This is a genomic window from Aeromonas sp. FDAARGOS 1408, from assembly GCF_019048665.1.
In the GTDB taxonomy this organism is placed as follows: domain Bacteria; phylum Pseudomonadota; class Gammaproteobacteria; order Enterobacterales; family Aeromonadaceae; genus Aeromonas; species Aeromonas dhakensis.
Window position 1 is genome coordinate 1,093,533 of the sequence record NZ_CP077394.1, and the last position, 26,523, is coordinate 1,120,055.

At 62.7% G+C, this 26,523-nt stretch carries 20 protein-coding genes; 6 read left to right on the forward strand and 14 right to left on the reverse strand.

Annotated features, from left to right (window positions below; translation table 11 throughout):
- Positions 1-138 precede the first annotated feature (138 nt).
- From I6L38_RS05295 to I6L38_RS05305, 3 genes are all read right to left on the reverse strand, one after another.
- Positions 139-2,115: a methyl-accepting chemotaxis protein gene (locus I6L38_RS05295; protein ID WP_208199563.1), complete on the reverse strand. Its 1,977-nt coding sequence runs from the start codon at positions 2,113-2,115 to the stop codon at positions 139-141.
- Between the two features lie 196 nt (positions 2,116-2,311).
- A complete protein-coding gene (gene glpK / locus I6L38_RS05300; protein WP_005299552.1) occupies positions 2,312-3,814 on the reverse strand; it encodes a glycerol kinase GlpK in 1,503 nt (500 codons plus the stop codon).
- 54 nt (positions 3,815-3,868) lie between these two features.
- Positions 3,869-4,717, reverse strand: a complete 849-nt coding sequence (locus I6L38_RS05305) for an MIP/aquaporin family protein (protein ID WP_005299554.1) — start codon at positions 4,715-4,717, stop codon at positions 3,869-3,871.
- A 487-nt stretch (positions 4,718-5,204) separates the two neighbouring features.
- Here I6L38_RS05305 and glpT point away from each other — a divergent pair, with 487 nt between their 5' ends.
- Both glpT and I6L38_RS05315 read left to right on the forward strand, forming a co-directional pair.
- Positions 5,205-6,560, forward strand: a complete 1,356-nt coding sequence (gene glpT, locus I6L38_RS05310) for a glycerol-3-phosphate transporter (RefSeq protein WP_005299556.1) — start codon at positions 5,205-5,207, stop codon at positions 6,558-6,560.
- Positions 6,561-6,661: 101 nt separating this feature from the next.
- Positions 6,662-7,420: a DeoR/GlpR family transcriptional regulator gene (locus I6L38_RS05315; RefSeq protein ID WP_005299558.1), complete on the forward strand. Its 759-nt coding sequence runs from the start codon at positions 6,662-6,664 to the stop codon at positions 7,418-7,420.
- 79 nt (positions 7,421-7,499) lie between these two features.
- Here I6L38_RS05315 and I6L38_RS05320 read toward each other — a convergent pair whose 3' ends face one another.
- Positions 7,500-7,637, reverse strand: a complete 138-nt coding sequence (locus tag I6L38_RS05320; RefSeq protein ID WP_017765987.1) for a hypothetical protein — start codon at positions 7,635-7,637, stop codon at positions 7,500-7,502.
- A 104-nt stretch (positions 7,638-7,741) separates the two neighbouring features.
- Here I6L38_RS05320 and glpD point away from each other — a divergent pair, with 104 nt between their 5' ends.
- From glpD to tyrA, 4 genes are all read left to right on the forward strand, one after another.
- A complete protein-coding gene (gene glpD / locus I6L38_RS05325) occupies positions 7,742-9,229 on the forward strand; it encodes a glycerol-3-phosphate dehydrogenase (protein ID WP_017779396.1) in 1,488 nt (495 codons plus the stop codon).
- A 99-nt stretch (positions 9,230-9,328) separates the two neighbouring features.
- Positions 9,329-10,408, forward strand: a complete 1,080-nt coding sequence (gene glpQ / locus I6L38_RS05330; RefSeq protein ID WP_211050988.1) for a glycerophosphodiester phosphodiesterase — start codon at positions 9,329-9,331, stop codon at positions 10,406-10,408.
- 319 nt (positions 10,409-10,727) lie between these two features.
- Entirely contained in the window at positions 10,728-11,801 is a 1,074-nt protein-coding gene (locus I6L38_RS05335; RefSeq protein WP_017779394.1) for a 3-deoxy-7-phosphoheptulonate synthase, read from the forward strand.
- A 118-nt stretch (positions 11,802-11,919) separates the two neighbouring features.
- On the forward strand, positions 11,920-13,059 hold the full coding sequence (gene tyrA, locus I6L38_RS05340; RefSeq protein ID WP_054545137.1) for a bifunctional chorismate mutase/prephenate dehydrogenase: 1,140 nt from the start codon (positions 11,920-11,922) through the stop codon (positions 13,057-13,059).
- Positions 13,060-13,129: 70 nt separating this feature from the next.
- Here the strand turns inward: tyrA and hdfR are convergent, their stop codons facing one another.
- The 10 genes from hdfR to I6L38_RS05390 all read right to left on the reverse strand — a co-directional run bounded on the left by hdfR (position 13,130) and on the right by I6L38_RS05390 (position 26,467).
- Positions 13,130-14,005, reverse strand: a complete 876-nt coding sequence (gene hdfR / locus I6L38_RS05345) for an HTH-type transcriptional regulator HdfR (RefSeq protein ID WP_005299567.1) — start codon at positions 14,003-14,005, stop codon at positions 13,130-13,132.
- Positions 14,005-14,361, reverse strand: coding sequence for a DUF413 domain-containing protein (locus I6L38_RS05350; RefSeq protein WP_010634377.1), 357 nt, complete (start codon positions 14,359-14,361; stop codon positions 14,005-14,007). Before I6L38_RS05350 ends, hdfR begins: the two co-directional genes overlap by 1 nt.
- 302 nt (positions 14,362-14,663) lie before the next feature.
- Entirely contained in the window at positions 14,664-15,146 is a 483-nt protein-coding gene (gene eco / locus I6L38_RS05355; protein ID WP_005299572.1) for a serine protease inhibitor ecotin, read from the reverse strand.
- A 230-nt stretch (positions 15,147-15,376) separates the two neighbouring features.
- Entirely contained in the window at positions 15,377-15,934 is a 558-nt protein-coding gene (locus I6L38_RS05360; protein ID WP_005299575.1) for a DUF1566 domain-containing protein, read from the reverse strand.
- The gene (locus tag I6L38_RS05365; RefSeq protein WP_054545136.1) at positions 15,931-17,304 is read right to left on the reverse strand and encodes a DUF1566 domain-containing protein; all 1,374 of its coding nucleotides are present in this window, start codon (positions 17,302-17,304) and stop codon (positions 15,931-15,933) included. Before I6L38_RS05365 ends, I6L38_RS05360 begins: the two co-directional genes overlap by 4 nt.
- A 58-nt stretch (positions 17,305-17,362) precedes the next feature.
- Entirely contained in the window at positions 17,363-19,777 is a 2,415-nt protein-coding gene (locus I6L38_RS05370; protein WP_216989256.1) for a proprotein convertase P-domain-containing protein, read from the reverse strand.
- Between the two features lie 32 nt (positions 19,778-19,809).
- The gene (locus I6L38_RS05375) at positions 19,810-21,876 is read right to left on the reverse strand and encodes a prolyl oligopeptidase family serine peptidase (protein WP_216989257.1); all 2,067 of its coding nucleotides are present in this window, start codon (positions 21,874-21,876) and stop codon (positions 19,810-19,812) included.
- Positions 21,876-24,038, reverse strand: coding sequence for a TonB-dependent hemoglobin/transferrin/lactoferrin family receptor (locus I6L38_RS05380; RefSeq protein WP_216989258.1), 2,163 nt, complete (start codon positions 24,036-24,038; stop codon positions 21,876-21,878). The genes I6L38_RS05375 and I6L38_RS05380 overlap by 1 nt, the downstream gene beginning before the upstream one ends.
- Positions 24,039-24,345: 307 nt before the next feature.
- Complete coding sequence (locus I6L38_RS05385; protein ID WP_201881719.1) at positions 24,346-26,196, reverse strand: DUF3413 domain-containing protein; 1,851 nt, start codon at positions 26,194-26,196, stop codon at positions 24,346-24,348.
- 43 nt (positions 26,197-26,239) lie between these two features.
- Positions 26,240-26,467, reverse strand: coding sequence for a YejL family protein (locus tag I6L38_RS05390; RefSeq protein ID WP_005299589.1), 228 nt, complete (start codon positions 26,465-26,467; stop codon positions 26,240-26,242).
- Positions 26,468-26,523: the final 56 nt, after the last annotated feature.

The following is a 26,523-nucleotide window of genomic DNA, read 5'->3' on the forward strand; positions in this document are numbered from 1 at the left end:
TGGCCGTTCCAAAGTTTTTCGTGTTACTTATCAAATAGTTGTGTGTGTTCGTGCCATTCCCGTTTCGGGAGTGATGCAGAATCGTTCGCAAAATGAAAACGCCACCCCAGGGTGGCGTCTTGTCTGACCGACGGCGGCTCAGCCGATCCGGTATTGGCGGATCTGCTCGTCTATCGCCTTGGCCAGTTCGAACAGCTCGCGACTGGCGGCATTGCTCTCTTCTGCGTGTTCCCGTTGATGCTCGGCCACCATGGCCAGCTCGTCCAGCGCTGTTCTGGCTTGTCCCATCTGTTGATCCTGCGCCTGGGCCAGCGCACTGATCTCGTTTATCTCGAGGGCGGTCTGCTTGATCTGGCGGCTGGCATCCATCAACACCGCCCTGGCCTGATGCATGCGGTCATGGCTCTCTTCACTCAGGGTGCGGGAATCAGCCATGGAGCCGCTGGCCTGACGGGTACCCTCCTGCAGACGCAGGATGAGATCCTGCACATCCTTGGTGGCGGTCTGGGTGCGCACCGCCAGCTGGCGCACCTCGTCGGCCACTACGGCAAAGCCGCGCCCCATCTCGCCCGCCCGCGCCGCCTCGATGGCGGCATTGAGCGCCAGCAGGTTGGTCTGGTTCGAGACGTCACGGATGAGGTTCATGATCTGGGTGATGTTGTTGCTGTCCTTGACCACCTCTTCGAGCAGGGCGGAGGAGCTGCCGATGCTGCTGCGCAGGGTGTCGAGCTGCTGGGCGCTCTGACTGACGTCCCGCTCGATGGCGAGCATGTGATCGGCGATGCGGTGGGTCACCTCGTTGACCCCCTCCGAGCGACCTGCAATCTGCTCGGCATTGTCGCCGATAAGGGCGACCACGCTGCTCAGCTCCTGGATGCTCTGGGCCTGCTGGCAGGCCTCTCCTGCCAGGGCCTGCGCCTGATGCAGGGATTGGGAGGACTGGGCCGAGAGGGCGCTGCCTGACTGCTGGAAGCGGGAGAAACTCTGGTTCAGGCTCTGGATCAAGCGGTTGAAGCTCTGCGCCATCTGGCCCAGCTCCGACTGATCCGAGAAGTCCAGGCGGGTTGCCAGATCCCGATCGGCGGTGATGTGGTGCATGCCGTCGGCGGCCTGGCGAATGGGGCGGCTGATGGAGTGGGCGAGCCAGGCGGAGGCCAGCATGGCGAGCCCGCCGATAGCCAGCGACACCATGATGATGAGCCGGCGGGATTCGCTGCGCCCCTCCTCCAGTTCGGCTGCATTGATCTCGCCTATCAGCAGGCGATTGAGTGCCGGAATGTAGCGCACGGCGATCAGATAGGTCTCTTTCCCAAGCGTAAGGGCCTGGACCGCGACCTGTTCTCTGGCTGCCGGGATCAGCGCCCTGACGGTGTCGAGGAAGGCGCTCTGATGGTGGGCAGCCTCTTTGAGCTCCTGCTCTGGGTGGATCTCGATATGACCCTCCATGTCGGCCAGATAGACCTGCCCGCTCTTGCCTATCCGGTAGCTGCTGATGAGTTTGCGCAGTGCGCTCATGTCGATGGAGGTGCCGGCCACCGCCAGAGTCTTGCCCCCTGCCGTGACGGCGGTATTGATATAGAGGGAGGCACGCTTGTCAAAGTCGGAGATGTCGAGGTTCAGCTCGTAGGGCTTGCCCCGTTTCAGAAAGCCGTAAAACCACTCGTCTTTGGGATCCGATGCGCTCAGTTTCTTCTGGGCCGTGGTGCCGTTGCTGAAGTTGAGCAGGGTGGCGCTCTGGCGCGGCGCGATAAACACATTGCCCCCGATGCGTTGCTGCAGTGCCAGAAAATAGCGCTCCATGACCGGCCACTGCTCGGCGGGCATCTCCTGGCTAAGCCAGTCGATGACAAAGCTGTTGCCGGCCAGTGCCTCGGCCTCGGTCAGGTGCTGGGTCAGCTCGGCGGTCAGCTGGTTGGCGATGCGCTCCACGCTGCTTGGCAGCTCATAGCGCTCCACCCGCTGCTGTGCCTGGTCGTGGGAGATCTGCTCCAGGATCAGGGTGATGCAGCTGATGGCAATGATCATCAGGATGGCTACTCCGAGCAGGATCCGGCTGCGGATCCCGAGCCCCGACCAGAGTGATTGCAATCTAACAAGGTGTATCGCCCGCTCCATAACGCTCTCCTGTATTAAATAAGGTCGCATATGCGACCCAAGAGATGATTATAGATAGATAGCTCAATTGAGAATGGCTGACATGAAATCGTCATCAAGGCAGGGGCGGCTGGCAGGGGGCGGCAGGCCATAAAACAAGAGGCCGACATTGCTGTCGGCCCCTTCAGTTTTTATTTCAAGGATATCGGTTGCCCGATCACTCCTCTTCGGCCCAGCGGCGTGAACGCTCCACCGCCTTCTTCCAGCCGTTGTAGCGCTTGGCGCGATCGTCGCGGTCCATCTGCGGGATGAACTCACGGTCCACGCTGAACTTGTCTTCCAGCTCTTCCGAGCTCTTCCAGAAGCCGACGGCGAGGCCGGCCAGGAAGGCGGCGCCCATGGCGGTGGTCTCGATCCGGGTCGGACGCACTACCGGGGTGTGCATCATGTCGGCCTGGAACTGCATCAGGAAGTCGTTGGCTACCGCGCCACCGTCCACCTTCAGGGCCGCCAGCTTGATGCCGGAGTCCTGCTGCATGGCGTCCAGCACATCGCGGCTCTGGTAGGCGATGGATTCCAGCGCGGCACGGATGATGTGGTTGCGGTTGGCGCCGCGGGTCAGGCCGACCATGGTGCCGCGAGCATACGGATCCCAGTAGGGGGCGCCCAGACCGACGAAGGCCGGTACCAGGTAGACGCCGTTGGTGTCGCCCACTTTGGAGGCAAAGTAGTCGGTGTCGCGAGCATCGTGAATGATCTTGAGCTCGTCACGCAGCCACTGGATGGTGGCGCCGCCCATAAACACCGCACCTTCCAGCGCGTAGTTCACTTCCCCTTTCGGGCCGATGGCGACCGTGGTCAGCAGGCCGTTGCTGGAGCGAACCGGCTCGGTACCGGTGTTCATCAGCATGAAGCAGCCGGTGCCATAGGTGTTCTTGGCCATCCCTTTCTCGAAGCAGAGCTGGCCGAACAGGGCAGACTGCTGGTCACCGGCGATACCGGCGATGGGGATGCGGGAGCCGCCGCCACGGGTGGTGTAGCCATACACCTCGGAGGAGGGCTTCACTTCCGGCAGCATGGAGGCAGGGATGCCCAGCTCGTCCAGCATGCGTTGATCCCACTTCAGGTCGCGGATGTTGTAGAGCATGGTACGGGAGGCGTTGGTCGGGTCGGTGACGTGTACTTCACCGTTGGTCATCTTCCACACCAGCCAGGTGTCGATGGTACCGAACAGCAGCTCGCCGTTCATCGCCTTCTCGCGGGCCCCTTCGACGTTGTCGAGGATCCACTTCACCTTGGTGCCAGAGAAGTAGGCATCCAGCACCAGACCGGTGTTTTCACGCACGTACTCTTCCAGGCCGCGGGCCTTGAGCTCTTCACAGATGGCCGCGGTACGACGGCACTGCCAGACGATGGCGTTGTAGATGGGTTTGCCGGTGGCCTTTTCCCAGACGACGGTGGTTTCACGCTGGTTGGTGATGCCGATGGCGGCGATCTCTTCGCTGCGCAGGCCAGTCTTGGCCAGCACTTCGGTGAAGACGGAGGACTGGGTCGCCCAGATCTCCATCGGGTCGTGCTCCACCCAGCCCGCTTTCGGGTAGTGCTGGGTGAATTCGCGCTGGGAGGTACCGACTATGTTGGCGTCCTGGTCAAACACGATGGCACGGGAGGAGGTGGTACCCTGGTCCAGAGCGACGACATATTTCTTTTCAGCAGACATGATGTTCTCCACGTTTTTATTTTCCACGTTTTTACACGTTGGGGAGGGCCGCTCTTAGGCGGCGGCCTCTTCTTTGGCGGTTTGGGCAGCTTGCTCGGTGGCGGCAACACGGTTGCCCGGCACACAGGGAGCCAACACTTTCACATAGAGGGCGGTACCAATCTGGGCGCCGACGATGGGGCCGAGGATGGGAACCCAGAAGTAGGGGTTGTCACGACCACCGGTCAGGGCCACGTCACCCCAGCCGGCCAGGAAGGCGAACAGTTTGGGGCCGAAGTCACGAGCCGGGTTCATGGCAAAACCGGTTAACGGGCCAAGGGAGGCGCCGATCACCGCGATCAGGATACCGATCAGCAGGGCAGCGGCGAAGCCTTTGGGGGCGCCGTTGTTGTTGTCACCCAGTGCCATGATGCCCAGCATCAGCACGGCGGTGATCACCAGCTCGACGGTGAAGGCCTGCATGTTGGAGAGCAGTGCATTCGGGTAGGTAGAGAAGATGCCGGCGGTGCCGAGGCTCTCGACGCTGCCGCGTACCACGTTGTGGGTCACTTCCCACTGGCTGAAAAGGTTACCATAGAGGAAGTAGACCAGCGCCGCGAAGCAGAAGGCGCCAGCCACCTGGGCGATGATGTAGGGCACTACCTTGCGCTTGTCGAACCCGCAGAAGGTCATCAGCGCCAGGGTGACCGCCGGGTTGAGGTGGGCACCTGAGATGCCGCCGGTCACATAGATGGCGATGGCGACGCCCAGACCCCAGGTAATGGAGATTTCCCATTGCCCGAAGTTGGCACCGGCCAGCACCAGTGCGGCCACGCAACCGACGCCGAAGAAGATCAGCAGGCCGGTTCCGATAAACTCGGCGATGCACTCGCCAAGCAGGGTATTGGGTCTTTGTATGCTCATACCGTTATTCCTTATATCCACCCAGAGTAGGTTTGATGTTCCGTTTTGTTGTTTTTCATTCCCATTGTTGCGCCCGAAAACGTTTCTTCTTGTTTTTTGAGCTGGAGCAAACGTTATGCTCGTTTACGCTCGTTCTCGGACGAGAGAGAAAATAAACCGAAATCGACCATTCACCACTCCCTCCCCGCAGGAAATGTGGACAAGATCCCACTCATTGCTAAGAAAATGTGACGGAAAGCAAGTTGATACCGTGATTATACCACTTAGTGGGTACCTATAAGCCTTGCTACACAAGGGATTGCGGCTGATGAGTGATTACTCATCTGACACTTTCTTTTGTAATAAAACTGCAATATTTCCGACTACATCACAGATTAAATGTTCACATATGAGCACAATAGGCTCGCTTTCGAATCGGGACTCCTCTGATTGGTCAGCATGGACAGGGCACCCTCAACCGCCCACAACAACAATAAGGAAGCAGAACATGCTTAGTCTCTTCAGGCCTGCACCACACATAGACAGGCTCCCGGCTGACAAGGTCGACCCCTTCTACAAACGCATGCGTTGGCAGGTGTTCTTCGGGATCTTCTTCGGTTATGCCGGTTACTACCTGGTACGGAAAAACTTCAGCCTGGCGATGCCTTATCTCATCGAGCAGGGCTTCTCCCGCGGTGATCTGGGCCTGGCCCTGTCCGGCGTCTCCATCGCCTACGGTCTCTCCAAGTTCCTGATGGGGAACGTGTCGGACCGTTCCAACGCCCGTTACTTCCTCTCCGCCGGTCTGCTGCTGTCGGCCGGTATCATGTTCATGATGGGGACCATGCACTGGGCAACCTCCAGCATCGCCATCATGTTCGTGCTGCTGTTCCTGAACGGCTGGGCACAGGGCATGGGCTGGCCGCCCTGCGGTCGCACCATGGTGCACTGGTGGTCGCAAAAAGAGCGGGGCGAAATCGTCTCGGTCTGGAACGTGGCCCACAATGTGGGTGGCGGCATGATAGGCCCGCTGTTCATTCTGGGGATGGGCTGGTTCAATGACTGGCGCAGTGCCTTCTACGTGCCGGCCGCTGCGGCTGCCGCCATCGCGGTGATCGCCTTCTTCGTGATGCGTGACACCCCGCAGTCGGTGGGCCTGCCGCCCATCGAAGAGTTCAAGAACGACTATCCGAAGGATTACAACGAGAGCCACGAGCAGGAGTTTTCCGCCAAGGAAATCTTCATGAAGTACGTGCTGCACAACAAGCTGCTGTGGTACATCGCGATCGCCAACGCCTTCGTCTACCTCATTCGCTACGGTGTGCTGGACTGGGCGCCGACCTACCTGAAAGAGGCCAAGGACTTCAGCGTCGACAAGTCCTCCTGGGCCTACTTCCTCTATGAGTGGGCCGGTATTCCGGGCACCCTGCTGTGCGGCTGGATCTCCGACAAGATGTTCCAGGGCCGCCGCGCTCCGGCCGGTATCCTGTTCATGGTGCTGGTGACCATTTCCGTGCTGGTTTACTGGTTCAACCCGGCCGGCAACCCGACCATCGACATGATGGCCCTGGTCGCCATCGGCTTCCTCATCTACGGCCCCGTCATGCTGATCGGCCTCTATGCCCTGGAGCTGGCACCGAAGAAGGCGGCCGGTACCGCGGCGGGCTTCACCGGTCTGTTCGGTTACCTGGGTGGCGCGGTTGCGGCCAACGCCATGCTGGGTTACACCGTTGACCACTTCGGCTGGGACGGCGGCTTCATGGTGCTGACTGCCTCCTGCTTGCTCTCCATCGTGCTGCTGGCGATGACCCTCAAGCATGAGAACGAGTCGATTGCCGCCAAGGCTGCTGTTCATAAGGCATAAAACGTGATCCTGCCCTTATCGATTGGAAAAGGGATCAGGTAAACTGCCCAAGGCCCCGCATCTGCCGGGGCCTTTTTTCGTCTCATCATCGGAGTTCAAGCGTGAAGCAAACCCAACGACATCTGGAGATCCTGGACGTCCTGACGCGGCAGGGCTTTGTCTCGACCGAGGATCTGGTGACCCATTTTGACGTCAGCCCCCAGACCATTCGCCGGGATCTCAACGATCTTGCCGAGCAGAACAAGATCCGGCGCCACCATGGCGGGGCCTCCCTGCATTCGAGTACCGTCAACACCGCCTACAGCGCCCGCAAGGTGATGCAGCTCAAGGAGAAAGAGCGCATCGCCCGGGAAGTGGCCGCCAACATCCCCGACGGCTCGTCGCTGTTCATCGACATCGGCACCACCACCGAAGCCATCGCCCGCGCCCTGCTCGATCACCGCGAGCTGCGCGTGGTCACCAACAACCTCAACGTGGCCAGCATCCTCACCGCCAAGGATGACTTCACCGTCATCATCGCCGGCGGCGAAATTCGCAACCGGGACGGCGGCATCGTGGGGGAGGCGACCCGCGACTTCATCGGCCAGTTTCGGATGGACTACGGCGTCATCGGCATCTCTGGCATCGACAGCGACGGCTCACTGCTCGATTTTGACTACCACGAGGTGAAGATCGCCCAGGCCATCATCGCCCACTCCCGCCAGGTGTTCCTGGCCGCCGACCACACCAAGTTCGGCCGCAACGCCATGGTCAACCTCGGCAACCTCAGCCAGATCCACGCCCTGTTCACCGATCAGGAGCCGCCGGAGAAGCTGATGCGGCTGATGTCCCAGCATCAGATCGAGTGTCACATCTGCTGAGTCGCCGTTAATCCGCTCCAGCATCAGGCCGCCATCGGGCGGCCGCTTCGTTTTCAGCCTCCCGCCTTTCTGCTTGCCCTCATTCCACTGCCGATGCCGCGCTGATCACCCCAAAAAGCGCGAACTCGCTCACAGCCTCGCCCCCGTTTTCCCCATGCCCTGCCGCTTTATCACCGACCGGCAGCATTTTTAGCATTGCCAAAACAATCGCGATCACATTTTCTCCATAAAATGTTCGTTTATCATTTTTTCATGCTCTAATATGAGCGAAATCAAACATTGCGACGGTTTCGCAAGATCAAAATAAGAAAGTAGGTGAACATGAGCGAACATTATGATCTGGTCGTCGTCGGCGGCGGCATCAACGGGGTAGGCATTGCGGCTGATGCGGCAGGGCGGGGTCTGAAGGTTGCCCTGTTCGAGGCGCGCGATCTCGCCTCTGCCACCTCCTCCAACTCCAGCAAGCTGATCCACGGCGGCCTGCGCTATCTCGAACACTACGAATTCCGGCTGGTGAAAGAGGCGCTGGCGGAGCGGGAAGTGCTGCTCGGCATGGCCCCTCACATCGCTCGCCCCATGCGTTTTCGCTTGCCCCATCGCCCGCACCTGCGTCCGGCCTGGATGATCCGCGCCGGCCTGTTCCTCTATGACAACCTGGCCAAGCGCGACAAGCTCAAGGGCAGCTGCGGCGTGCGCTTCCTGCCACAGGATGGCCTCACCGCCGGCATCAGCAAGGGGTTCGAGTACTCGGACGCCTGGGTCGACGACGCCCGGCTGGTGGTGCTCAACGCCATGATGGCGCGCGACAAGGGGGCCGATGTGCAGACCCGCACCCGCTGCGTCAAGGCGGTGCGCGGCTCCAAACACTGGACCCTGACTCTGGAGCGGGAAGGGGGCGAGCAGTTCAACGTCACCTGCCGTGGTCTGGTCAATGCGGCCGGCCCCTGGGTCAAGACCTTCTATGACGAGAGCCTGCACGAGAAATCCCCACGCGGCATTCGCCTCATCAAGGGCAGCCACATGATAGTGCCGCGCATCCATGAGCGCGAAGAGGCTTACATCCTGCAAAACGAGGACAACCGCATCGTCTTCGTCATCCCTTATCAGCAGGACTACTCGCTGATCGGCACCACTGACGTGGAGCACAAGGGCAGCCCGCGCGAAGCCAAGATCAGCGACGCCGAGATCAACTACCTGTGCAAGGTGGTCAACGCCCACTTCACCCGCCAGATCGCCCCCAAAGACGTGATCTGGACCTACGCCGGGGTGCGCCCGCTGTGCGATGACGAGTCCGACTCGCCGCAGGCGGTGACCCGCGACTACACGCTGGAGCTCAGTGGCGAATCCGATGGCGCGCCGCTCTTGTCGGTGTTCGGCGGCAAGCTCACCACCTACCGCAAGCTGGCTCAGGCTGCCTGCAACAAGCTCAAGCCCTGGTTCAGCCAGATGGGGGATGACTGGACCGCCAACAGCCGGTTGCCCGGTGGCGAGTTCGACTGCTCGGTGCGCGAACTGGCGCGCGCCTTTGCGCTGGAGTTCGACTGGCTCGATGATCGCAGCGCCCTGCGCATTGCCGAGGCCTATGGCGCCCATGCCCGCCTCTGGCTCAAGGAGCCCCGTGGTCAGCACTTTGGTGCCGGTCTGTACGAAGCCGAGGTGCGCTACCTTATCGAGCGGGAGTGGGCCTGCACCCTGGAAGACATCCTGTGGCGCCGCAGCAAGCTGGGGCTGCGCCTCTCCGACGCCGAGCAGCAGCAACTGGCTGCCTGGCTGAGCGAACACCACCACGCCCTGCCAAAAGCGAGCTGACCCCCTGCGGGCGGCCTCGGCCGCCCGCCGTAAAACTGCAATAAACCTCTGTTATAACAATAACCTACATCCCATAAACAATAACAAAGAGCACCGCGCATGAAAAAACATACTCGCTCCCTGATTGCCCTTGGTCTGGGGGCTGCCCTGGCATTGCCCGCGCTGGCCGCCGAGGAAGGCAAAATCGTGATCGCCCACCGGGGCGCCTCTGGTTACCTGCCCGAGCACACCCTGGAGGCCAAGGCATTGGCCTACGGCATGGGGGCCGATTACCTGGAGCAGGATCTGGTGATGACCAAGGATGACCAGCTGGTGGTGATGCACGATCACTTCCTCGATGGCATCACGGACGTGGCCGAGCGCTTCCCCGGCCGGGCACGCCCGGATGGTCGCTACTATGTGGTGGATTTCACCCTGGACGAGGTGCGCTCCCTGCGCATGACCGAGCCGTTCCAGCTGGTGGACGGCAAGCAGGTGCCCGTCTATCCGGCCCGCTTCCCGCTGTGGAAGTCCAGCTTCAAGATCCACACCTTCCAGGAAGAGATCGAGATGATCCAGGGGCTCAACAAGAGCACCGGCAAGAACATCGGCATCTACCCGGAGATCAAGGCCCCCTGGCTGTTCCGCCACGAAGGTAAGGACATCTCCAAGGCGGTGCTCAAGGTGCTGAAGGAGTACGGCTACACCAGCAAGAACGACAAGGTCTATCTGCAGTGTTTCGATACCAACGAGCTCAAGCGCATCAACAGCGAGCTGATGCCTGCCATGGGGATGGACTTGAAGCTGGTGCAGCTGATGGCCGAGACCGACTGGAACGAGACCATGGTCTACGACGCCAAGGGCAAGGCGACCCCCTACAACTATGACTGGATGTTCAAGCCGGGCGCCATGAAGGAGATCGCCGCTTACGCCGAGGGGATCGGCCCCTGGAAGCCGATGATAGTGCCGGAGCCGGGTACCCTGGGCAAGCCGACCTTCACCGGCATGGTGAAAGAGGCCCATGCGGCCGGCCTCAAGGTGCATCCCTATACTTTCCGTCAGGATGAGGGCCAGATCCCGGCCTACGCGAAAGACTTCACCGATCTGCTGAACATCTTCCTCTATCAGGCCGATGTGGATGGCGTGTTCAGCGACTTCCCCGACAAGGCGGTCGAGGTGATCAAGGCGCACGGCAAATAATAAAAGAAGAGCAACACGGGAATGCAAGCGGGGCCAGGTGCCCCGCTTTTTTATGTCTGCTGGCAAGGGAAATCAGTAAGGGTGTAATTATATATTTACGATTTTGGTGTTTTGAGCATATGGCGAGCACTACTTTCTGGCCGAAAGGGTCTCCTTTGTGGTCATTTATCCATCTGCTAGCGAATAAATCCGCTAGTTTCACTTGATTGTTTGTTTTTAATTGGTAAGGTGGGGGCGGTTGCGTAACAAATCGCTGACTTGTGTAAATAAAAATGAACGGTCGGCGCAGTTGGCTTGAAACAGTAGAGAGAATGAGAAAATGCAAAGAGACCCCCTCAACAACATCCATATCCAGTCCGAACAAGTGATGATCACGCCTGCCCAGCTCAAGGAGAAACTGCCCATCTCCGATCGCGCGCTGGCATTCGTGCAAGGGGCCCGCAATACCATCGCCGACATCATCCACCGTCGTGATCACCGTCTGCTGGTGATCTGTGGTCCCTGCTCCATCCACGATATGGACGCCGCCAAAGAGTACGCAACCAGACTCAAAGCGCTGCATGACGCCTATCAGGACACTCTCTACATTGTCATGCGGGTCTACTTTGAAAAGCCGCGCACCACGGTCGGCTGGAAGGGCTTTATCAACGACCCTAACCTGGACGGTACCTTCGACGTGGAGCTGGGGCTGCACCGGGCCCGCGAGTTGCTCTGCTGGCTGGCCGAGCTGGAGCTGCCGCTGGCCACCGAGGCGCTCGACCCCATCAGCCCGCAATACCTGGCGGAGCTCTTCTCCTGGTCGGCCATCGGTGCCCGTACCACCGAATCCCAGACCCACAGGGAGATGGCGTCCGGCCTCTCCATGCCGGTTGGCTTCAAGAATGGCACCGACGGCAACCTGGGCACCGCCATCAATGCGCTGCAGGCCGCCTCCAGCCCTCATGCCTTCATGGGGATCAACCAGCAGGGCCAGGTCGCGCTGCTGCAAACCCAGGGCAACCCGGATGGTCACGTGATCCTGCGCGGCGGCAAGCACCCGAACTACGATTCGGTCAATGTGTCGCTGGCGGAAGAGGCGCTGGAGAAAGCAGGCCTGCTGCCCGGCCTGGTGGTGGATTGCAGCCACGGCAACTCCAGCAAGGATCACCGCCTGCAGCCCAAGGTGGCTGACAACGTGATCCATCAGATTGAGGAGGGCAACCGCTCCATCATAGGGGTGATGCTCGAATCCAACCTGTTCGAGGGCAACCAGTCCAGCGAACAGCCCAAGTGTGAGATGCGCTACGGCGTCTCCATCACCGATGCCTGCATCGACTGGGAGACCACGGACGCACTGCTGGCCCGTTGCCACAGCCAGCTGGCGGCGCCACTTTTGGCCAGAACCAAGGCATAAGCCGTGGTATCTTGTCAGCACTGACTGAACAATCGAGGTGTCACCGGCCGAGGCGGTGGCACCTCGTTGCCTCTTGAATCACAGGGCGTCGCTGCGGGCGGCGCCGCAGGGACCGGATATGGCTGAAGAGTTGAATGCCCTCAGGGACAAAATCGATGCGGTGGACAAGCAGCTGATTGATCTGCTGGCCGCCCGTCTCGCCCTGGTGGGGGAAGTGGGGGAAGTGAAGAGCCGGCACGGCCTGCCCATCTATGCACCGGATCGGGAGGCGAGCATGCTGGCCCGCCGCCGCGCCGAGGCCGAGGCTCTGGGAGTGCCGGGGGATCTCATTGAAGACGTGTTGCGCCGGGTGATGCGCGAGTCCTATATCCTGGAGTCCGCCAGCGACAAGGAGCACCACTTCAAGTGCATGAAGCCGGACCTTGGCAAGGTGGTGATCATCGGTGGTCAGGGTCAGCTCGGTCGCCTGTTCGGCAACCTGTTCAGCCTCTCGGGCTACCGGGTCGAGACCCTGGGTCAGGCCGACTGGCCGCGCGCCGACGAGATCCTGCACGGGGCCGGGCTGGTGATGGTGGCGGTGCCCATCGACGTCACCTGCCAGGTGATCGATCGGCTTGGCAACTTGCCGGCGGACTGTCTGCTGGTGGATGTGACCAGCGTCAAGGGCGAACCGCTCGAGCATATGCTGGCGGTGCACAAGGGGCCGGTGCTGGGGCTGCATCCCATGTTCGGGCCGGACGTGGCGAGCCTCGCCAAGCAGGTGATCGTCTGCTGTCAGGGGCGTGACAACGATGCCAGCCAGTGGCTGCTGGAGCAGATGACCATCTGGGGCGCGCGTTTGCAGCAGGTGGAGGCCAGGGCCCACGACGAGGCGATGACCTTTATCCAGGCGCTGCGCCACTTTGCCACCTTCGCCTACGGCTGGCACCTCTCCCGCGAGCAGGCCAACCTCGACCGCCTGCTGGCGTTGAGCTCCCCCATCTACCGGCTGGAGCTGGCCATGGTGGGACGGCTGTTCGCCCAGGATCCCCACCTCTACGCCGACATCATACTGTCGTCGCCGCAGAATCTGGCGATGATCCGCCGCTACTACCAGAACTTCGGTGAGGCGCTGGGGCTGCTGGAGCGGGGAGACAGGGAGGGCTTCATCGAGGCCTTCAGCCAGGTTTCGGGCTTCTTTGGCGAGCGGGCGGACGAGTTCCTGCGCGAGAGTCGCACCCTGCTGGCCCAGGCCAACGATCGTCGCCATCACGGCTGACGATGACCAAAAGCAAAAGGGGCCGACAGGCCCCTTTTGCTTTTGCATGCCAGCGCGCGTTGCGCCACCTCTATTCCGGCTGTGGCAAGCGCAGATCGGCGCCATCCCAGCCCAGCGGCAGGGTCAGCAGCTGATCGATCAGCTCCCGCCGATCGGACTTTTCCAGGTAGGCAAGGTAGAGCGGACGGCTCAAGGCCTGGGCGCCTTCCACCAGGTGCAGGCGCCCCTGCTCGAGGAAAGGGCTTACCATGCGCCTTGGCAGGTAGGCGGCGCCGCCGTTGGCCAGCACGAACTGCAGCGCCATGTTGGCGGAGCTCGAGTGCAGCACCGGGGTCTTTTGCAGGCTCTGCAGCCGGCTGGGTTGCGGCTCAAAGCTGGTGCCCCAATCCAGATGAATGTGCGGCATCTGCATCAGGCTGTCGGCGTTGGCCGCGCCATCCCGGCTCACCAGCTCGAACACCAGCTCGCCGATGGGGTGCAGGGCAATCTCGTCGATCTTGGTCGGCTCCGAGAGCAGGGCGAGATCGAGGGAGCGCTCCAGCAGCTGGCGGCACAGGTGCTCGCGGGAGGCGGTCTCGAGCCGCACCGCCAGACCGGGGGCCAGGGCATAGACATGGTTGAGCCAGTCATTGAAGTCGAGCTCCCAGAACACCGCGGGGGCGCCGATGGCGAGCTGCTGGCTGAAACCGGGGGAGAGGGCCACATCCTGCTTGGCGCGGCCCAGGGTATGTAAGATGGCGTCTGCGTAGGGCAGCAGACGCTCACCGGAGGCGGTCAGGCGGATGTTGTTGCGATGGCGGGCAAACAGACTGACCCCGAGTTGCTGTTCGAGCTGGCGGATCCGAAAGCTCACAGCCGACTGGGTCAGGTAGAGATTTTCAGCAGCCCGGCCGAAGTGCCGGGTCTTGCTGACCTCGATAAAGGTCCGAAGCAGTTCGGTATCCATTAATCGATGGACTCGTCGCTACCGCTGCCACCTTCAAAACCGCCGCCACTCGCTTCCTCGTTGGCACCGCCAGCGACGGTGCACAGACGGTGCACGCGCTTGGGACCGATCACCTTCAGATACTTGAACCACACCTTGGCGTGGGGGTTGTTGCCGGCGGCGCCGGACTTGACCTGCTCGATGAAGGCGCTTTCCACGTCATCGCGCGCGGCCAGGTTGCCCTGATAGAGCGCCAGCATGGCGGTACCGTATTTTTCCAGACTGTCCGCTTCGGCCACAGTGAATTCGCCACTGCGACGCAGGCCACGGGGAAAATGTTTGAAGTCGTTGAAACGCTTGTCTGATTCGAAGCTCATAGTGCTCTTTTTCTGGTTAGTTTGACCTTTGCGGGCAAGTATCATCAGGCCGTCGCAGAGTGCAAAATCAATTTTTTCACTATATTGATAAATCTCTTTCATCGAAAGTGATTTGCCGCGGATCCATGGGCCCGGGTCGGCTGAAAAGGGCAAAAAAGTGAGAAAAAAAGCGGAGTTATGTCAGGTTCTATAAAGGTTGGCGGGGTGGGAAACAGCACAGTTTGTTACAAATAAAGCGCCATTCGGCGCTCTATTTGATGTCATTCATGAACCAAAGCGGGAGGTTTGGTCTCGGTAGAGACTCACTCGATCATGGCTGGCTGAGCCAGGGTATCGGCACGCCACAGACGGTAGCGCACTTCATACTCCTGCGGTACGTAGAGCACGAACGGCAGCTTGGAGTTGTAGTTCACGAAGAAGCCCTGGCCGTAGATCTGGACGAAGGTCTCTTTCTTCTGGCCATCCGGGCAGGCCATCAGGGTGCTGATGGGATCGGACACCTTGCCGAGCATCAGGTAGTTGTAGCCCCAGCCTTTGACGCTGTGCTGTTCCAGGTTGCCGGCAAAGCGCGGCACATTGCAATCGACCATCATTTTCTTGCCGACCTGCAGCTCGACCATCATGTCGGCTTCGTTTTCGACTTCCGGCAGGCGGATCACCACACGTTCCTGGTTCACTTCGGCGGCCGGGAACATGCTGATATCAAATTTTTTCGGTTCGGCGGCGAAGGCATGGCCGCCCAGCAACAAGGCGCCCAGCAGGCTAAAACGCAATACGGTTTTCATCTGTACCTCATGGGGTTGGTTCAACGCCGCTAGACTAACCGCTCTGCCCGTTTCATGCCAGCGATCTGCTACGTAAAAACTGCGTAAAATGATGCAGATCCGGCACACAATGACGTCTTCTGGCTATTTTCTGACAGGGCGCAGATCCGCCGAACGACAGGCCGGGCCGCAAACGCGGGTGGCCAGCCGGGATCCTGTGTTCATCGGGATCCCCTGGCCACCCGACTCCATCAGCGCACCAGCAGCACCTGCTTGGCCCAGGCGCCGGGGGCCCGCATGCCGACGGCGCCGCTGGTGATATCCAGATAGGCGACCCCCTTGCTGGCCGGCACCGGGGTGGAGGACCAGAGGTAGACGTAACCGTCGTTCACCTCTTTGCCGTCACCGGCCATGGCGCGGGGGAAGATGGTTTCGTTGAGCGCCGGTTTGTAGCAGGCGGACTCCAGCACGCTGGCCAGCTCCTTGATGGTAGGCAGGCGCCAGCCGCCGTGGCCGCCGAAGTTGTACAGCGCATGGCTCGGCTCGGTACGGATCCGCTCGGCGGTCAGCAGGGCCTGCTGCCAGTAAAGCCGGGTCGGCTCGCCTTGGCAGCTCTGGTTGCGCCAGGTCTGGCCGAGCTGGCAGCGCATCCAGGTCAGGCCGGTGGAGCGATCCGTGACGGTGCCGTTGCCGCGGTCGATGAAGCGGGCGGTGGGACTGGTTCTGGGCATGTTGTCATCACAGATGGCGGTGGCCAGGGCGAGGGGGCTGCCAAGGGTCAGCAGCAGGGTCAACATCAAGCGGTTCATCGGGTTACCTCCGCCACCAGTCGTAGTTGCAGACCGTTGGCATCATCGCTGTTTTGAACTGTGGTGGCGTAGTCGGTGCCGGCGTCATCGCCAAGGAAGATGTGGGCGATGGCGCTGATGGGGGCGCTCTCCAGCCGACGCGAAGGGGTCAGGGTCTGGCTCCAGTAGTAGCCGCTGAAATCCTTGCTGGTGGTGCCGACATCGGGGAAGTAGCGCACGTCCATGCTCACCGGCTGGTCGTCCTGGCGGGCGAGGGAGCCGTAGTGCTGCAGGCTCATCAGCTCGCGCGAGTGGGGCATGCGCCAGTGAGTGATGCCGCACAGCTGCTGGGCGTTGAGCCACTGGCGGTACTGCTCCGTGGTGCAGATGGCCTCGCCATCCGGGCAAGCGTAGTCCAGCTCCTGCTGGGTGGGGTGATAGTCGTCAAGCTCCCAGGCGAAGGTGCGGTGCAGATCCCGCGGACTGGCGGGATCATCGAGCTTTTTTTCCCAGACCAGGCCGGTATTGAGATCCTCCACGCACTCCCAGGCGGGGGCGTCATCGGCCAGCGGCTGTCCCTTGCCGTCGAGCTTGCGATAGCGCAGCGGCGCCTTGTTGAGGCTGGCCTCCTGCCCCGGGTGGTCGGCGGGTTCCTGGGTGAGCAGGTAGTCAACCCCGTCCGTGTAGGTGGTGACGCCACTGCCGGTGATCAGTGGATGGGAGTGCTGTTGCAGCAGCCGGGCGCGGACGTCTGCCTGCTGGCTGGCCAGTTCGCCGTGCAGGGCAAAGTGGCTGGCCAGCTCGGGCAGCAGGCTGCCGATGGCAGGCCACACCAGCATATGCAGGGTGGCGGTCGAGAAGCCCTCCTGGGCCTGTAGGTCGGTCTCGACGACTGCCTGCAGCAGCTGGCCCAGCGCCAGGTTGAAGTCGCTCAACCGGGAGAGGGCGGCCAGATCCTGGCCCGGTTGCAGCGGCGCCAGCGCACTGAGCAGCTCGCCGAGGGCTTGCCTCGGGGGCTGCCCCTCGGCGATGCGGTATTGCAGCAGGGTGCTGAGCGGGCTGGGGGTCAGGTGCTGATCATCGAGCCGGGCGGCGGGATGCAGCAGCACGGGGGCGGCCGGGTTGCTTGGCAAGAACAGCAAGGTGCTGGTCAACAGGGCCGGGGCGCTGCCGCTCAGCCGGTGAGTGCCGGCCGCGCCGCTGACACTGGGCTCCCCCGCATCACAAGATGCATTCTGGTTGAGGTTGACGCACAGGGTGCCGGCTTCGGGCAGGGTCACGGTCAGGCTGTAGTCGGGGACTGCCAGCGGCGCCTCGTCCGAGCCACCACCGCCACAGGCGGTGAGCAGGGGGGCCAGCAGGCAGGCCAGGCGGGAGTAATGTGGTGTCATCTCTAGTCCTTAGGGAGGGGGCCTTGGCCCCCTCTTCTTATATATGGATGGGGTGGATTCAGGTGCGCTGGCGCAGGCGGCGCCAGAGGGCCAGCGGCAGCAACCAGAGCAGGTTGGTCGTACCGCCACCGCTACCGTCGTCCACCTGGAAGTGGATGATGCCGTCATCGGGCGGGGTGACCGGCTTGCTGCACTGGGCGCCGGTCCGCTGGCTGATGCTCCAGCCGTTGATGCGGCCCTGATTGCCGGGCTTGCTGTCCACTATCTCCAGGGTCCAGCGACCGGCCAGCGGCTCCCCTTCCAGCGCGCTGAAGGGCTGCAGGGGCAGCAGCTCGGTGGGGAAGACCCCCTTGAGGCGCGGCAGCGGGCTGTAGCCCTTGTCCCAGATCTGGATGCGGGTGCCGGAGGGGGAGTTGAGCCAGATCTCCAGCTCATCGAGCGCCGGGTGCTGCAGATCCAGGTTCAGTTGCAGCCGATCGCTCACCCTGGCCTCGCTGCTCTCTATCAGCAGGCTGGTTTCGCTGAGGCCACGCACCTCGTCGCTGATGGCATCGCTCAAGGTGAGCGGCTGACCGCTGGCGCGGCTGACGATGGGGGCGCCGATGGGCAGGGTCAGCGACTGCTGCCACTGGCGCTCGGTCGGGCTGGTGCCGCTCATGGCGAGGCTGACCGGCAGCGCCACCTCGTCGCCACAGGCGAGCGGGCTCTGGGCCAGCAGGCGCAGGGTGGTGGTCATGCTGGCACCCGCCGCGAGGGTCGCCGGTTGCCAGCTGTAAGGATCGGCCTGCAGCCCGCTTGGCAGCTGGAGGGCCAGCTCATTGAGGGTCACCGGCGCCTTGCCCTGGTTGGTGAGGGTCAGCTGCACCGACTGGCGCTGCCCCAGCTCGATGACGCTGCCATCACTCAGGCCCACATTGACCGGTGCCTGTAGCAGGCCGTGCTGGCGGAACGCCTGCTCCAGCAGCTTGGCATAGGGGCGCGCCGGGTAGAGCCGGGCGGCTGTATCCACAGTGATGCGGGCCAGCTGCGGCATGCGGATGGCCGGGCCAAGACCGAAGTGGGACTCGATGATCAGGCGATCAAACTCGTCCCGCGCTCCTTCGCCCTGCTCGGCAACCGCGGCCAGCAGCGCCTGGAACAGCGGGGTGCCCCACAGCTGGTCGCCATTGCTGCCGTTGATGGTGCGGTGGGCCGGGTAGTTGTAATCCGGGTGGTAGCGGGCGCGCAGATCGTCCAGCTGACGCGGGGTACGGTCGGTGAAGCGGGCATCCCAGTTGAACACCATGGCGGGCTCGAACTGGCGACCGGCTTCGCTGCGCTGGCGGTGGCTGGCGGCCAGGTAGTCGCTGAAGCCCTCGCCGATGGCGCCCCAGTCCGCCTCGTCCCCCAGATCCGGCACTATGTGATGCTGCACCGCGTGGCCGAACTCGTGCCAGATCACCATGGGATCCTCGGCATCGGGCACGCCGCTGCGACCCAGCTCCAGCCGGCGTTCGAACGGATCGTAGAGGGAGTTGTCCTGATAGCCGGCCTCGGTGTCGATGTCGAGCGCCCCCGGAATGAGGTCGCTAAAGCCGAGGCGCTTGAGGTGACGCTGGGCCAGATCCAGGTGGTAGTAGGCGTTGATGTCGGCAAAGCCGCGATCATCGCGGGTCAGGCGAAACCCCAGCGGGCTGTCGGCGCTGAAGGGGGCGGTATCCGGCTCCATGGCATCCACTACCCGGGCGTGGGGGCCGCTCAGCAGATAGCGTCCGCCCGCCAGGGTGACCGGCAGCGGTACCTTGTCCTGATAGGCGGCGTCTGCCAGTTGCAGGGATTCGTGCCACACCAGACCGGCGTCGCGCAGCTGGGTACGGGGATCCGGATCGAATACCCGAGCCTCCAGCTGGGTGTCGCCGGCGTCGGCGGTGCGGCTGGCCCGGGTGGTGGCCGCATCCATCCAGCGGCCGAGCTCGCGGCTGCCGTCGCAGCTGGCGAACAGCTGCACCTGGCTGGCCTTGGCGTTGCCTGCCTGATGCTCGCGTACCCGCTGGCGCAGGGCCGGCACCAGGGTGTCGCCGTCGCGCCAGTACCAGGCCTCGACCGGACCAAGGGGGTCGATCTCGCTGCCGCCATCGCGCAGTTGATCCAGCAGGGGATCCAGATTGCCGGCGGCATCGCAGCCGGGTTCGCGGCTATCCAGCGGCCGGCTGTTGTGATAGATGCGCCAGGGCTTGCCGGTCGAATCGACGCTGACGGCGGCCTGAATGGTGGCTACCGGCAGACCGTTGACCAGCTGGCGGAAGCTGTAGTGATGGCCGAGCAGGCTGGCCCGCTCGTAGTCGGGAGCCAGGCTCACACCCAGGCGCTGTTCTAGCCAGAGCTTTGGCGTGGTGGTCAGCGGTTGTTCATCGACAAACTGCAGCTCGGCCGCCAGCAGCGGCTGGGAGAGCAGGGTTGCCGCCAGCCAGAGGGCCAGGGAAGAGGGTTTCATGGTTTACTCCAACACAAAAATGAGAAAAGGGATCACCGGCCGGCACCCGCCAGGGTGAGCAGGAAGGCGTACTCGCGGGCCGCCTGCTGGCGCGCGTTGCCCGGGCTTATACGGTGGCCGCCGTCGAGGACCGTGCTGAGCAGATAGGGACCCGGCCCCGTGCTGTGTTCCCGCAGGCGGGCCACCCACTTGAGTGGCTCCCAGTAGGGCACCTGACTGTCGTGCAACCCGGCCGTCACATAGACGGGGGGATAGGGGGCCGCATGCAGGTTGTCGTAAGGGCTCAGACGGCGCATGGCGGCGTAATCGGCGGCAATGGCCGGGTTGCCCCACTCGGCGTACTCCTGGCGGGTAAGCGGCAGTTCGGGATCGCTCATGGTGCCGATGAGGTCGACGAAGGGCACCTGCAGCACGGCCCCGGCGAAGCGGGTCGGTGCCTGATTGAGGGCCGCCGCCACCAGCAGGCCACCGGCGCTGCCGCCCATGGCGAACAGCCGGGCGGGGTCGATGGCGGGATCCCGGGCCAGCGCCTCGGCCACAGTCAGGAAGTCGTCCACGCTCTGCTGTTTGTGGCGACCGCGCCCCGCCAGATACCACTCATCCCCCAGCATGCCGCCGCCGCGCACGTGGGCGATGGCGTAGACGAAGCCGCGATCCAGCAGACTCAGCACCTGCGGCTGGTAGTAGGGGCGCATGGGGGTACCGTAGGCGCCATAGCCGTAGAGCAGCAGGGCCTTGGGGGTGTGAATATCCTTGCGCCACACCAGGGAGACCGGCACCTTGACGCCATCCTTGCCCACCACCCAGCGGCGCTCGCTCTGGTAGGGGGAGGGGAGGGCGGTCCGGGAATCCGGCAACCAGCGGCCGCTGGCGAGATCGAGCAGGCGCTGGTGCGGCGGCTCGGCCATGCCCTGGCGACGGATCAGGATCTGCCCGCTGGCCGGGTCGTGAGCGCCCTGGATCCAGGCCGTGCCGGCCCCCTCGGTCAGCAGCAGACGATGGCTGAGCCGGCCGCGGCCATCCAGCACGTCGAGCCAGTCATCCCCTTTGTGGCGATACTGCAGCACCGTGTAGTCGGCAAACAGGCGCCACTTCTCAAGACTCCTCTGCTCGCCGGACCAGAGCGGCTGCCACTCTCCCTTGGCCACCTGGCTCAGGTCGGCCACCTGATAGAGGCCGAGGGTACCGTCCCGGTTGCTCTTGAGCAGCACCCGCTCCCCCTGGGTATCCAGGTAGTACTCGAGGCCAGCCTGACGTGCCTTGAGCAGAGCAGGTTTGCCCTCGTCCAGCAGGTACTGCTCGGCGCTGTCGTGGTTGTTGCTCTGCAGCAGCAGGTGGCGTCGATCCGTGGTGCGATAGAGGCTGAGCAGCCAGGCAGGGTCCGCCTCCTGGTGGATCTGCTGCTCCTTGCCATCGCGCCAGGCCCACAGTTGCCAGGGGCGCAGGGTGCGAGGTTCGTTGGCGATGGTGTAGAGGGTCTTGCCGTCCAGGCTCCAGAGCAGATCGCTGGCCCGGTGCGTCAGGGTGGCCAGGGGCTGGCCGTCGGCCAGATTGAGCAGGGTGATGCGGTAGTCCCGATCGCCCTGCAGATCTTCGGCCAGGGCCAGCCAGCGCCCGTTCGGGTGCAGGGCCCAGCTGGCGAGCTCGTAGTAGCCGCTGGCCGGCTGACGGGCCGCCAACCGTTGACGGGGCTCAGCCTGCTCGTCGCTGCGCTGCCACAGGCTGCCGTCGGCTTCCATCCGCCACTGGCTGCCCGCCTCGCTCAACCACTCTTGCGGCATGGGCTCGCCGCGCGCTTGCGCCTGCCATTCTGCCTGCAGAGCCTGCTCCAGCGGCTGCTGAGCGGCGAGCTGCTGCTCGGTCCAGCGGTTCTGCTCGCCCAGCAGGGCCAGCAGGGCGGGATCCTGGCGGCTGTCATCGCGCCAGCCGCCGTAGGGATCGAGCCGGGCCCGCTCCCCCGGCATCGGTAGCGGGCGGTGAGGAATAAGCGGCGCCGACGCGGCGACGGCCTGGCTCGGGGCGCCGGCAGCTGCAAGGGCGGCAGGCTGGGTGGGCGCCGGAGTGGCCAGCAGGCTGGCCAGCATCAGGAGTGCGTGCATCAGAGCCCCACGAAGGTGTAGCGCAGGCTGGCGCTCAGGGAGCGGCCCGTCTGGGTGTAGAGGCCCGCATCCGTGCCTGCTTCCAGCCCGGCGACGTCCTGATAGCGGGTGTAGCGGGTGTCGAGCAGGTTGTCGAGCTTGAGGTTGGCCTTGAGAGCGTCGGTGATCTGCCAGTCGGCGGTCAGGGCGAAGCTGAGCCAGCCGGCGGTTTTCAGGCACTCGCCCTGCTGCTGGGTCAGGCTGTTGCCACAGCTGGGCACCCGGCTCATGGCGGCGGCGTAGTCGGCCTGCAGCCCCAGGCTCCAGTCGTTGGCCTGATAGCTGAGGCGGGTGTTGCCCTCGAGCGGAGTGAGGTTGCGCGGCGATTCGCCCTGGCTGGTCTTGCCGTCGACCCAGCCCAGCTTGGTGGCCAGCTCCCATTGCGGGGTCAGCCAGTAGTTGGCGGCGACTTCGGCGCCCCAGGTCTCGGACTTGGCGACGTTGCGATATTGACGCAACATGACCCCGTCCCGCAGGCGGAAGCCCACCTGACGCCAGTCGACGAAGTTGTAGTAGCGGTTGTAGAAGAGGGCGGGCTTGATGCTCCACTCGTCCCCTTCGCCACTCACCCCCCACTCGAAGCTGTGGCTGGTCTCCTCCTTGAGATCCGGGTTGGCGATGATCTCGAACGGCGGCAGGGCAAAGTAGTGGGGGATGTTGCCGTACACCTTGTCGTAGGAGGGGGCGCTGAAACCGTTGGCGTAGCTCAGCCAGCTGCGCCACTGCTCGTTGAAGCGGTAGCTGGTGGCCAGACTCGGGGAGAGGTGCCAGCTGTGGTTGCTCTCGCCCCGGCCATCCTGCGGGCTCAGCCACTGCTGATCCATGCGCAGGGTCGGGGTGAATTGCCACTGGCCCAGGGTCGCCACATCCCCCAGCCAGATGCCGGCCCGATCGGTGCGGGCGCTGCTGAAGGGGGCGGACTGGGTGGGTTGGGGAATGCCGGCTTCCAGCATCAGCTTCTCCACCGGTCGCTCGTGCCGGGTGCGCGCCAGCTCGATGCCGTAGCTCAGCTTGTGCTCGACGGCGCCGGTGACCAGGTCACGGCGGATATCCAGCTCGCTGCCGAGCAGGTGCTCGGTGAAGGTGGCCAGCTCCCGCTCGCTGCGATAGCGGGGGTAGCCGCTCAGCTCGTCATTTTGCAGCAGGCTGCGCTTGTTGGCGGTGTTCTTGGCATAGTTGCCGTGCAGGTTCCAGGTAAAGCGGTCGGCCAGCGGGTGGCCCAGATCCTGCGCCTCCCAGCTCAGCTTGCCGCCCTGGGAGCGCTGGCTGCCATTCTCGCGATACTGGCGCACCTGCCACTTGCCGTCGGGCTGGGGAATTTCGCGCGGCCCCTGATCCCGCTTGGCGTTGTCCTCGAAGTAGTCGAACTCGAGGCGCAGCAGATGCCGTTCATTGAGGGTCAGGCTGGAGCTGGTGGAGGCGCTCAGGCCATCGAGATCCGCCGGAATGCGGCTCTGGTCGTAGTTGGCGGTCTCGTGTCCCTGCCAGCCGGAGAGGCGCAGCAGGTGGGCGCTCTCGCCCCAGCGGGCGGCGCCGGTGGCGCTCAGTTTCTGCTTGTCGCTGCTGCCGTCGTGCAGCACCTTGCTGCTGAGGTAGGCATCCTGCCCCTGCAGGTAATCTTCCGGCTGCTTGGTGGTGATGACCACGGTGCCGCCGATGGCGTCCGAGCCGTGCAGGGCGGAGCCTGCTCCCTTGGCCACCTCGATCTGCTTGACGTCATCGAGATCGAAGCTGAAGCGGCCCACCTTGTCGTTGAGATCGTCGGCACCGAAGCCGTCGCTGACCCGGACTCCGTCCTTGACGATCAGTACCCGGTTGCCACCGATGCCGCGGATGCTGATGTTTTGCGGCCGACCCGCCGAGCCGGTCACCGAGACGCCGGGTTCGTTCTTGAACACGTCGGTGAGCTCGGTGGCTATCTGGCGCTCCAGATCCTCTTCGGTGATGACGGTGATGGAGCCCGAGATGTCGGACAGTTTCTGCTCGACCCGCTGACCCTTGACGATTATGGTCTCGCGCGCCTTGGGCGGGGTGGTGCCGGAGGTGTCTATCCCTGCGGGGTCGCCGGCGGCCAGCGCTGTACCGGACAGCAGCATGGGCCAGTAGTGAAGTAGTGTTTTCATTTTGAGAATAATTATTATTTAAGCCTGAAGGCTGCGGATTATTGCAGAGAGGTTCAATCAGATCAATGATTGATAATCATTATCATTTTGTTTTTATGACCCTGATCAGGCTGCATTTTTTGATGAAGACATCAGTAGCAAAGTGGGCCAACGTTTGCGCCTGCAGGACGCAGGGCAGGCAGACGGGGGGATGAAATAGGGGAGGGTGGCAAGGTGTTGGCTGAGGGTTTGGCAGCTCATGCCAAGGTTATGTCGGCAATAAAAAACCCGCTCGAGGAGCGGGTTTTCAAGGGATACAGGACGGGCCTCAGGGGGCGCGGTAGAAGCGGTTCAGCTCGTTCATCACCTGGATCATGACCCCCATGTCCGGGGTGCCGTGTTTGATGGGACGGTAGCTGTTGCGCTCCAGCAGCTCGAAGTCACCCTGCTTGTTGAAGTGGGTGATGGTGTTGCCCTGATAGATGGCAAAGTCGCGCTGATCCCCCGCCAGCAGCCAGTTGCGCGGGCTGTTGTCAAACAGGTTGCGGCCTATGCTGTAGTCCCGCTGCGGGTTGCGCACCCCCAGCATCCCCTGCATCAGGGTCGGCACCAGATCCAGGTGGCTGCTCACCGGGCTCGTCGGCAGGGTCTCGTTGCCCGGCCAGGCCAGCACGAAGGGCACCTGCACCTGATAGGGCGAGTAGTTGGTGCCATAGCCCCAGCTGTTGCTCTGGGTATCGTTGAACTCCTGGCCGTGGTTGGCGGTGACCACGACGATGGTCTGCTCGCCAATGCCCTGCTGCTGCAATTGGGTCAGCATCTGCTCCAGCAGCTGATCGGTGTAGAAGACCGAGTTCTTGTAGCGATTTTCCAGCTTTTGCAGGTTTTCGGCCTGATAGGCGGTGGCCGGGTTGAACTTGGTCAGCTCCGGCTGGAAGGGGCCCTTGATGCCGGCCGGCAGCTGGTAGTCGCCCGGGCTCGACAGATAGACCAGCGAGAACCAGGGGCGGTCAGGGGAGCGCTTGGCGAGCCACTGCTGCCAGTCGCCGACAAGCTGGGTATCGTCGGTTTGCTCGGAGACGAACACCTGTTTGCGCAGGCCGGAGAGGATGCTCTGGCGATACTGCTGGGCATCTTCCAGCGCGCCGAACAGGCCGAACTGGTAGTCCTGGCGCAGCATCTCGTCAAACAGCACCGGCGGGGTCTTGTCGTTGCGAATGTCGTCGTAGTAGTGACCAGGCAGGCCGTAGAACAGGCTGAACATCCCCATGGCGTCATCGTTGCCGCCACTCATGTGGTTGGCAAAGTTGAGGTGCTGATCCGCATAGCGCTGCAGATTGGGCATGTTGATGTTGTTGAGCATGTCGGCCCGCAGGGAGTCGACCACCACGATCAGCAGGTTCTTGTGGGTCAGCGGGGCGTTGACGCTGAGCGGGCGCAGCGGGTAACGCAGCCGGCTCGCACTGTCGCCATCCTGGGACTCGGCCTTCTTCTCGTACTGATCCAGATCCAGCCAGCCGTGCTTGGCGAGGAAGCTCTTGGCGGTCATCGGGTAGGAGAGCGGGAAGTTGGCGCGCTGCATGGTGATGGGCTGATACAGGGTGGCATCGGCCCAGCTGTTGACCACGTGGGTCAGGATGAAGCAGACCAGCAGGGCCAGCCCCACCTGATTGCCGTACTGGCGGCGCTTGCGCTTGTTGATCTTGCGCCACACATAGGCCGACAGCAGCAGCTGCACCAGGAAGATGGTGGGCACCGCCACGAAGATGATGCTCCAGATCGAACCCTCCTCGGTCTGGGCCTGATCCAGCAGCAACTGCCACACCTGACCGTTGAGGTGGAACTTGAACAGCTGGAACACCTGGGTGTCGATAAGCAGCAGCACCAGCGCCAGGGTGGCGATGATGGCGGAGATGAAGCGCAATGGTTTCTCCCTGGGCAGCACGAAGCTCAGGGGGAAGATCGTCAACAGGTAGGTGACAAAGCTCAGAAACGAGAAGTGACCGATCCAGCTGATGATGAGATAGGTCACGCCGAGCGTGGTCGACGGCCAGCTGATCGCCCCCAGATAACGGGTAGCGATCAGCATGGCCAGAATGATGTTGAAGAAGGAGAACCAATGCCCCCAGGTGATCAGGCGAGAGACATTATCACGATAGGGGTTGCCGGTTTCGACCATAGTGATCCATCTGCTTGAAAAACATCAAAGAATGCGAAGAGACTCAATGAGCATCGTGGCGATGATCGACCGAGGCGGTGAGCGCCTGGATGAATTTCTCGGTGATCGCCTGACGCTGGGCCGGGGCCATGCCATTGATGATGTTGGTGGTCAGGTTGCCGAGCACCATCAGACTGAGGTCCACCGGCGCCTTGTGCTTCTCCAAGGCGGTGATCAGGTCGTTCATCAGGGCGTCAAACTGCTCGTTATTGTACTTTGATACGATGGGCATAATCTTGGGTTCATCTCGGTTCAAAGCGCCTTATAATACTTCACCCTTTCGGCTAA

Coding starts and splice junctions, on each gene's coding strand:
- I6L38_RS05305 (WP_005299554.1), bottom strand. CDS start 4,717: ATGAGCATACAAAGACCCAATACCCTGCTTGGCGAGTGCATCGCCGAG.
- I6L38_RS05385 (WP_201881719.1), bottom strand. CDS start 26,196: ATGGTCGAAACCGGCAACCCCTATCGTGATAATGTCTCTCGCCTGATC.
- I6L38_RS05370 (WP_216989256.1), bottom strand. CDS start 19,777: ATGAAACCCTCTTCCCTGGCCCTCTGGCTGGCGGCAACCCTGCTCTCC.
- I6L38_RS05380 (WP_216989258.1), bottom strand. CDS start 24,038: ATGAAAACACTACTTCACTACTGGCCCATGCTGCTGTCCGGTACAGCG.
- I6L38_RS05360 (WP_005299575.1), bottom strand. CDS start 15,934: ATGAACCGCTTGATGTTGACCCTGCTGCTGACCCTTGGCAGCCCCCTC.
- I6L38_RS05295 (WP_208199563.1), bottom strand. CDS start 2,115: ATGGAGCGGGCGATACACCTTGTTAGATTGCAATCACTCTGGTCGGGG.
- glpT (WP_005299556.1), top strand. CDS start 5,205: ATGCTTAGTCTCTTCAGGCCTGCACCACACATAGACAGGCTCCCGGCT.
- I6L38_RS05375 (WP_216989257.1), bottom strand. CDS start 21,876: ATGCACGCACTCCTGATGCTGGCCAGCCTGCTGGCCACTCCGGCGCCC.
- I6L38_RS05350 (WP_010634377.1), bottom strand. CDS start 14,361: ATGAGCTTCGAATCAGACAAGCGTTTCAACGACTTCAAACATTTTCCC.
- I6L38_RS05365 (WP_054545136.1), bottom strand. CDS start 17,304: ATGACACCACATTACTCCCGCCTGGCCTGCCTGCTGGCCCCCCTGCTC.
- tyrA (WP_054545137.1), top strand. CDS start 11,920: ATGGCTGAAGAGTTGAATGCCCTCAGGGACAAAATCGATGCGGTGGAC.
- glpD (WP_017779396.1), top strand. CDS start 7,742: ATGAGCGAACATTATGATCTGGTCGTCGTCGGCGGCGGCATCAACGGG.
- glpK (WP_005299552.1), bottom strand. CDS start 3,814: ATGTCTGCTGAAAAGAAATATGTCGTCGCTCTGGACCAGGGTACCACC.
- I6L38_RS05335 (WP_017779394.1), top strand. CDS start 10,728: ATGCAAAGAGACCCCCTCAACAACATCCATATCCAGTCCGAACAAGTG.
- eco (WP_005299572.1), bottom strand. CDS start 15,146: ATGAAAACCGTATTGCGTTTTAGCCTGCTGGGCGCCTTGTTGCTGGGC.
- hdfR (WP_005299567.1), bottom strand. CDS start 14,005: ATGGATACCGAACTGCTTCGGACCTTTATCGAGGTCAGCAAGACCCGG.
- glpQ (WP_211050988.1), top strand. CDS start 9,329: ATGAAAAAACATACTCGCTCCCTGATTGCCCTTGGTCTGGGGGCTGCC.
- I6L38_RS05390 (WP_005299589.1), bottom strand. CDS start 26,467: ATGCCCATCGTATCAAAGTACAATAACGAGCAGTTTGACGCCCTGATG.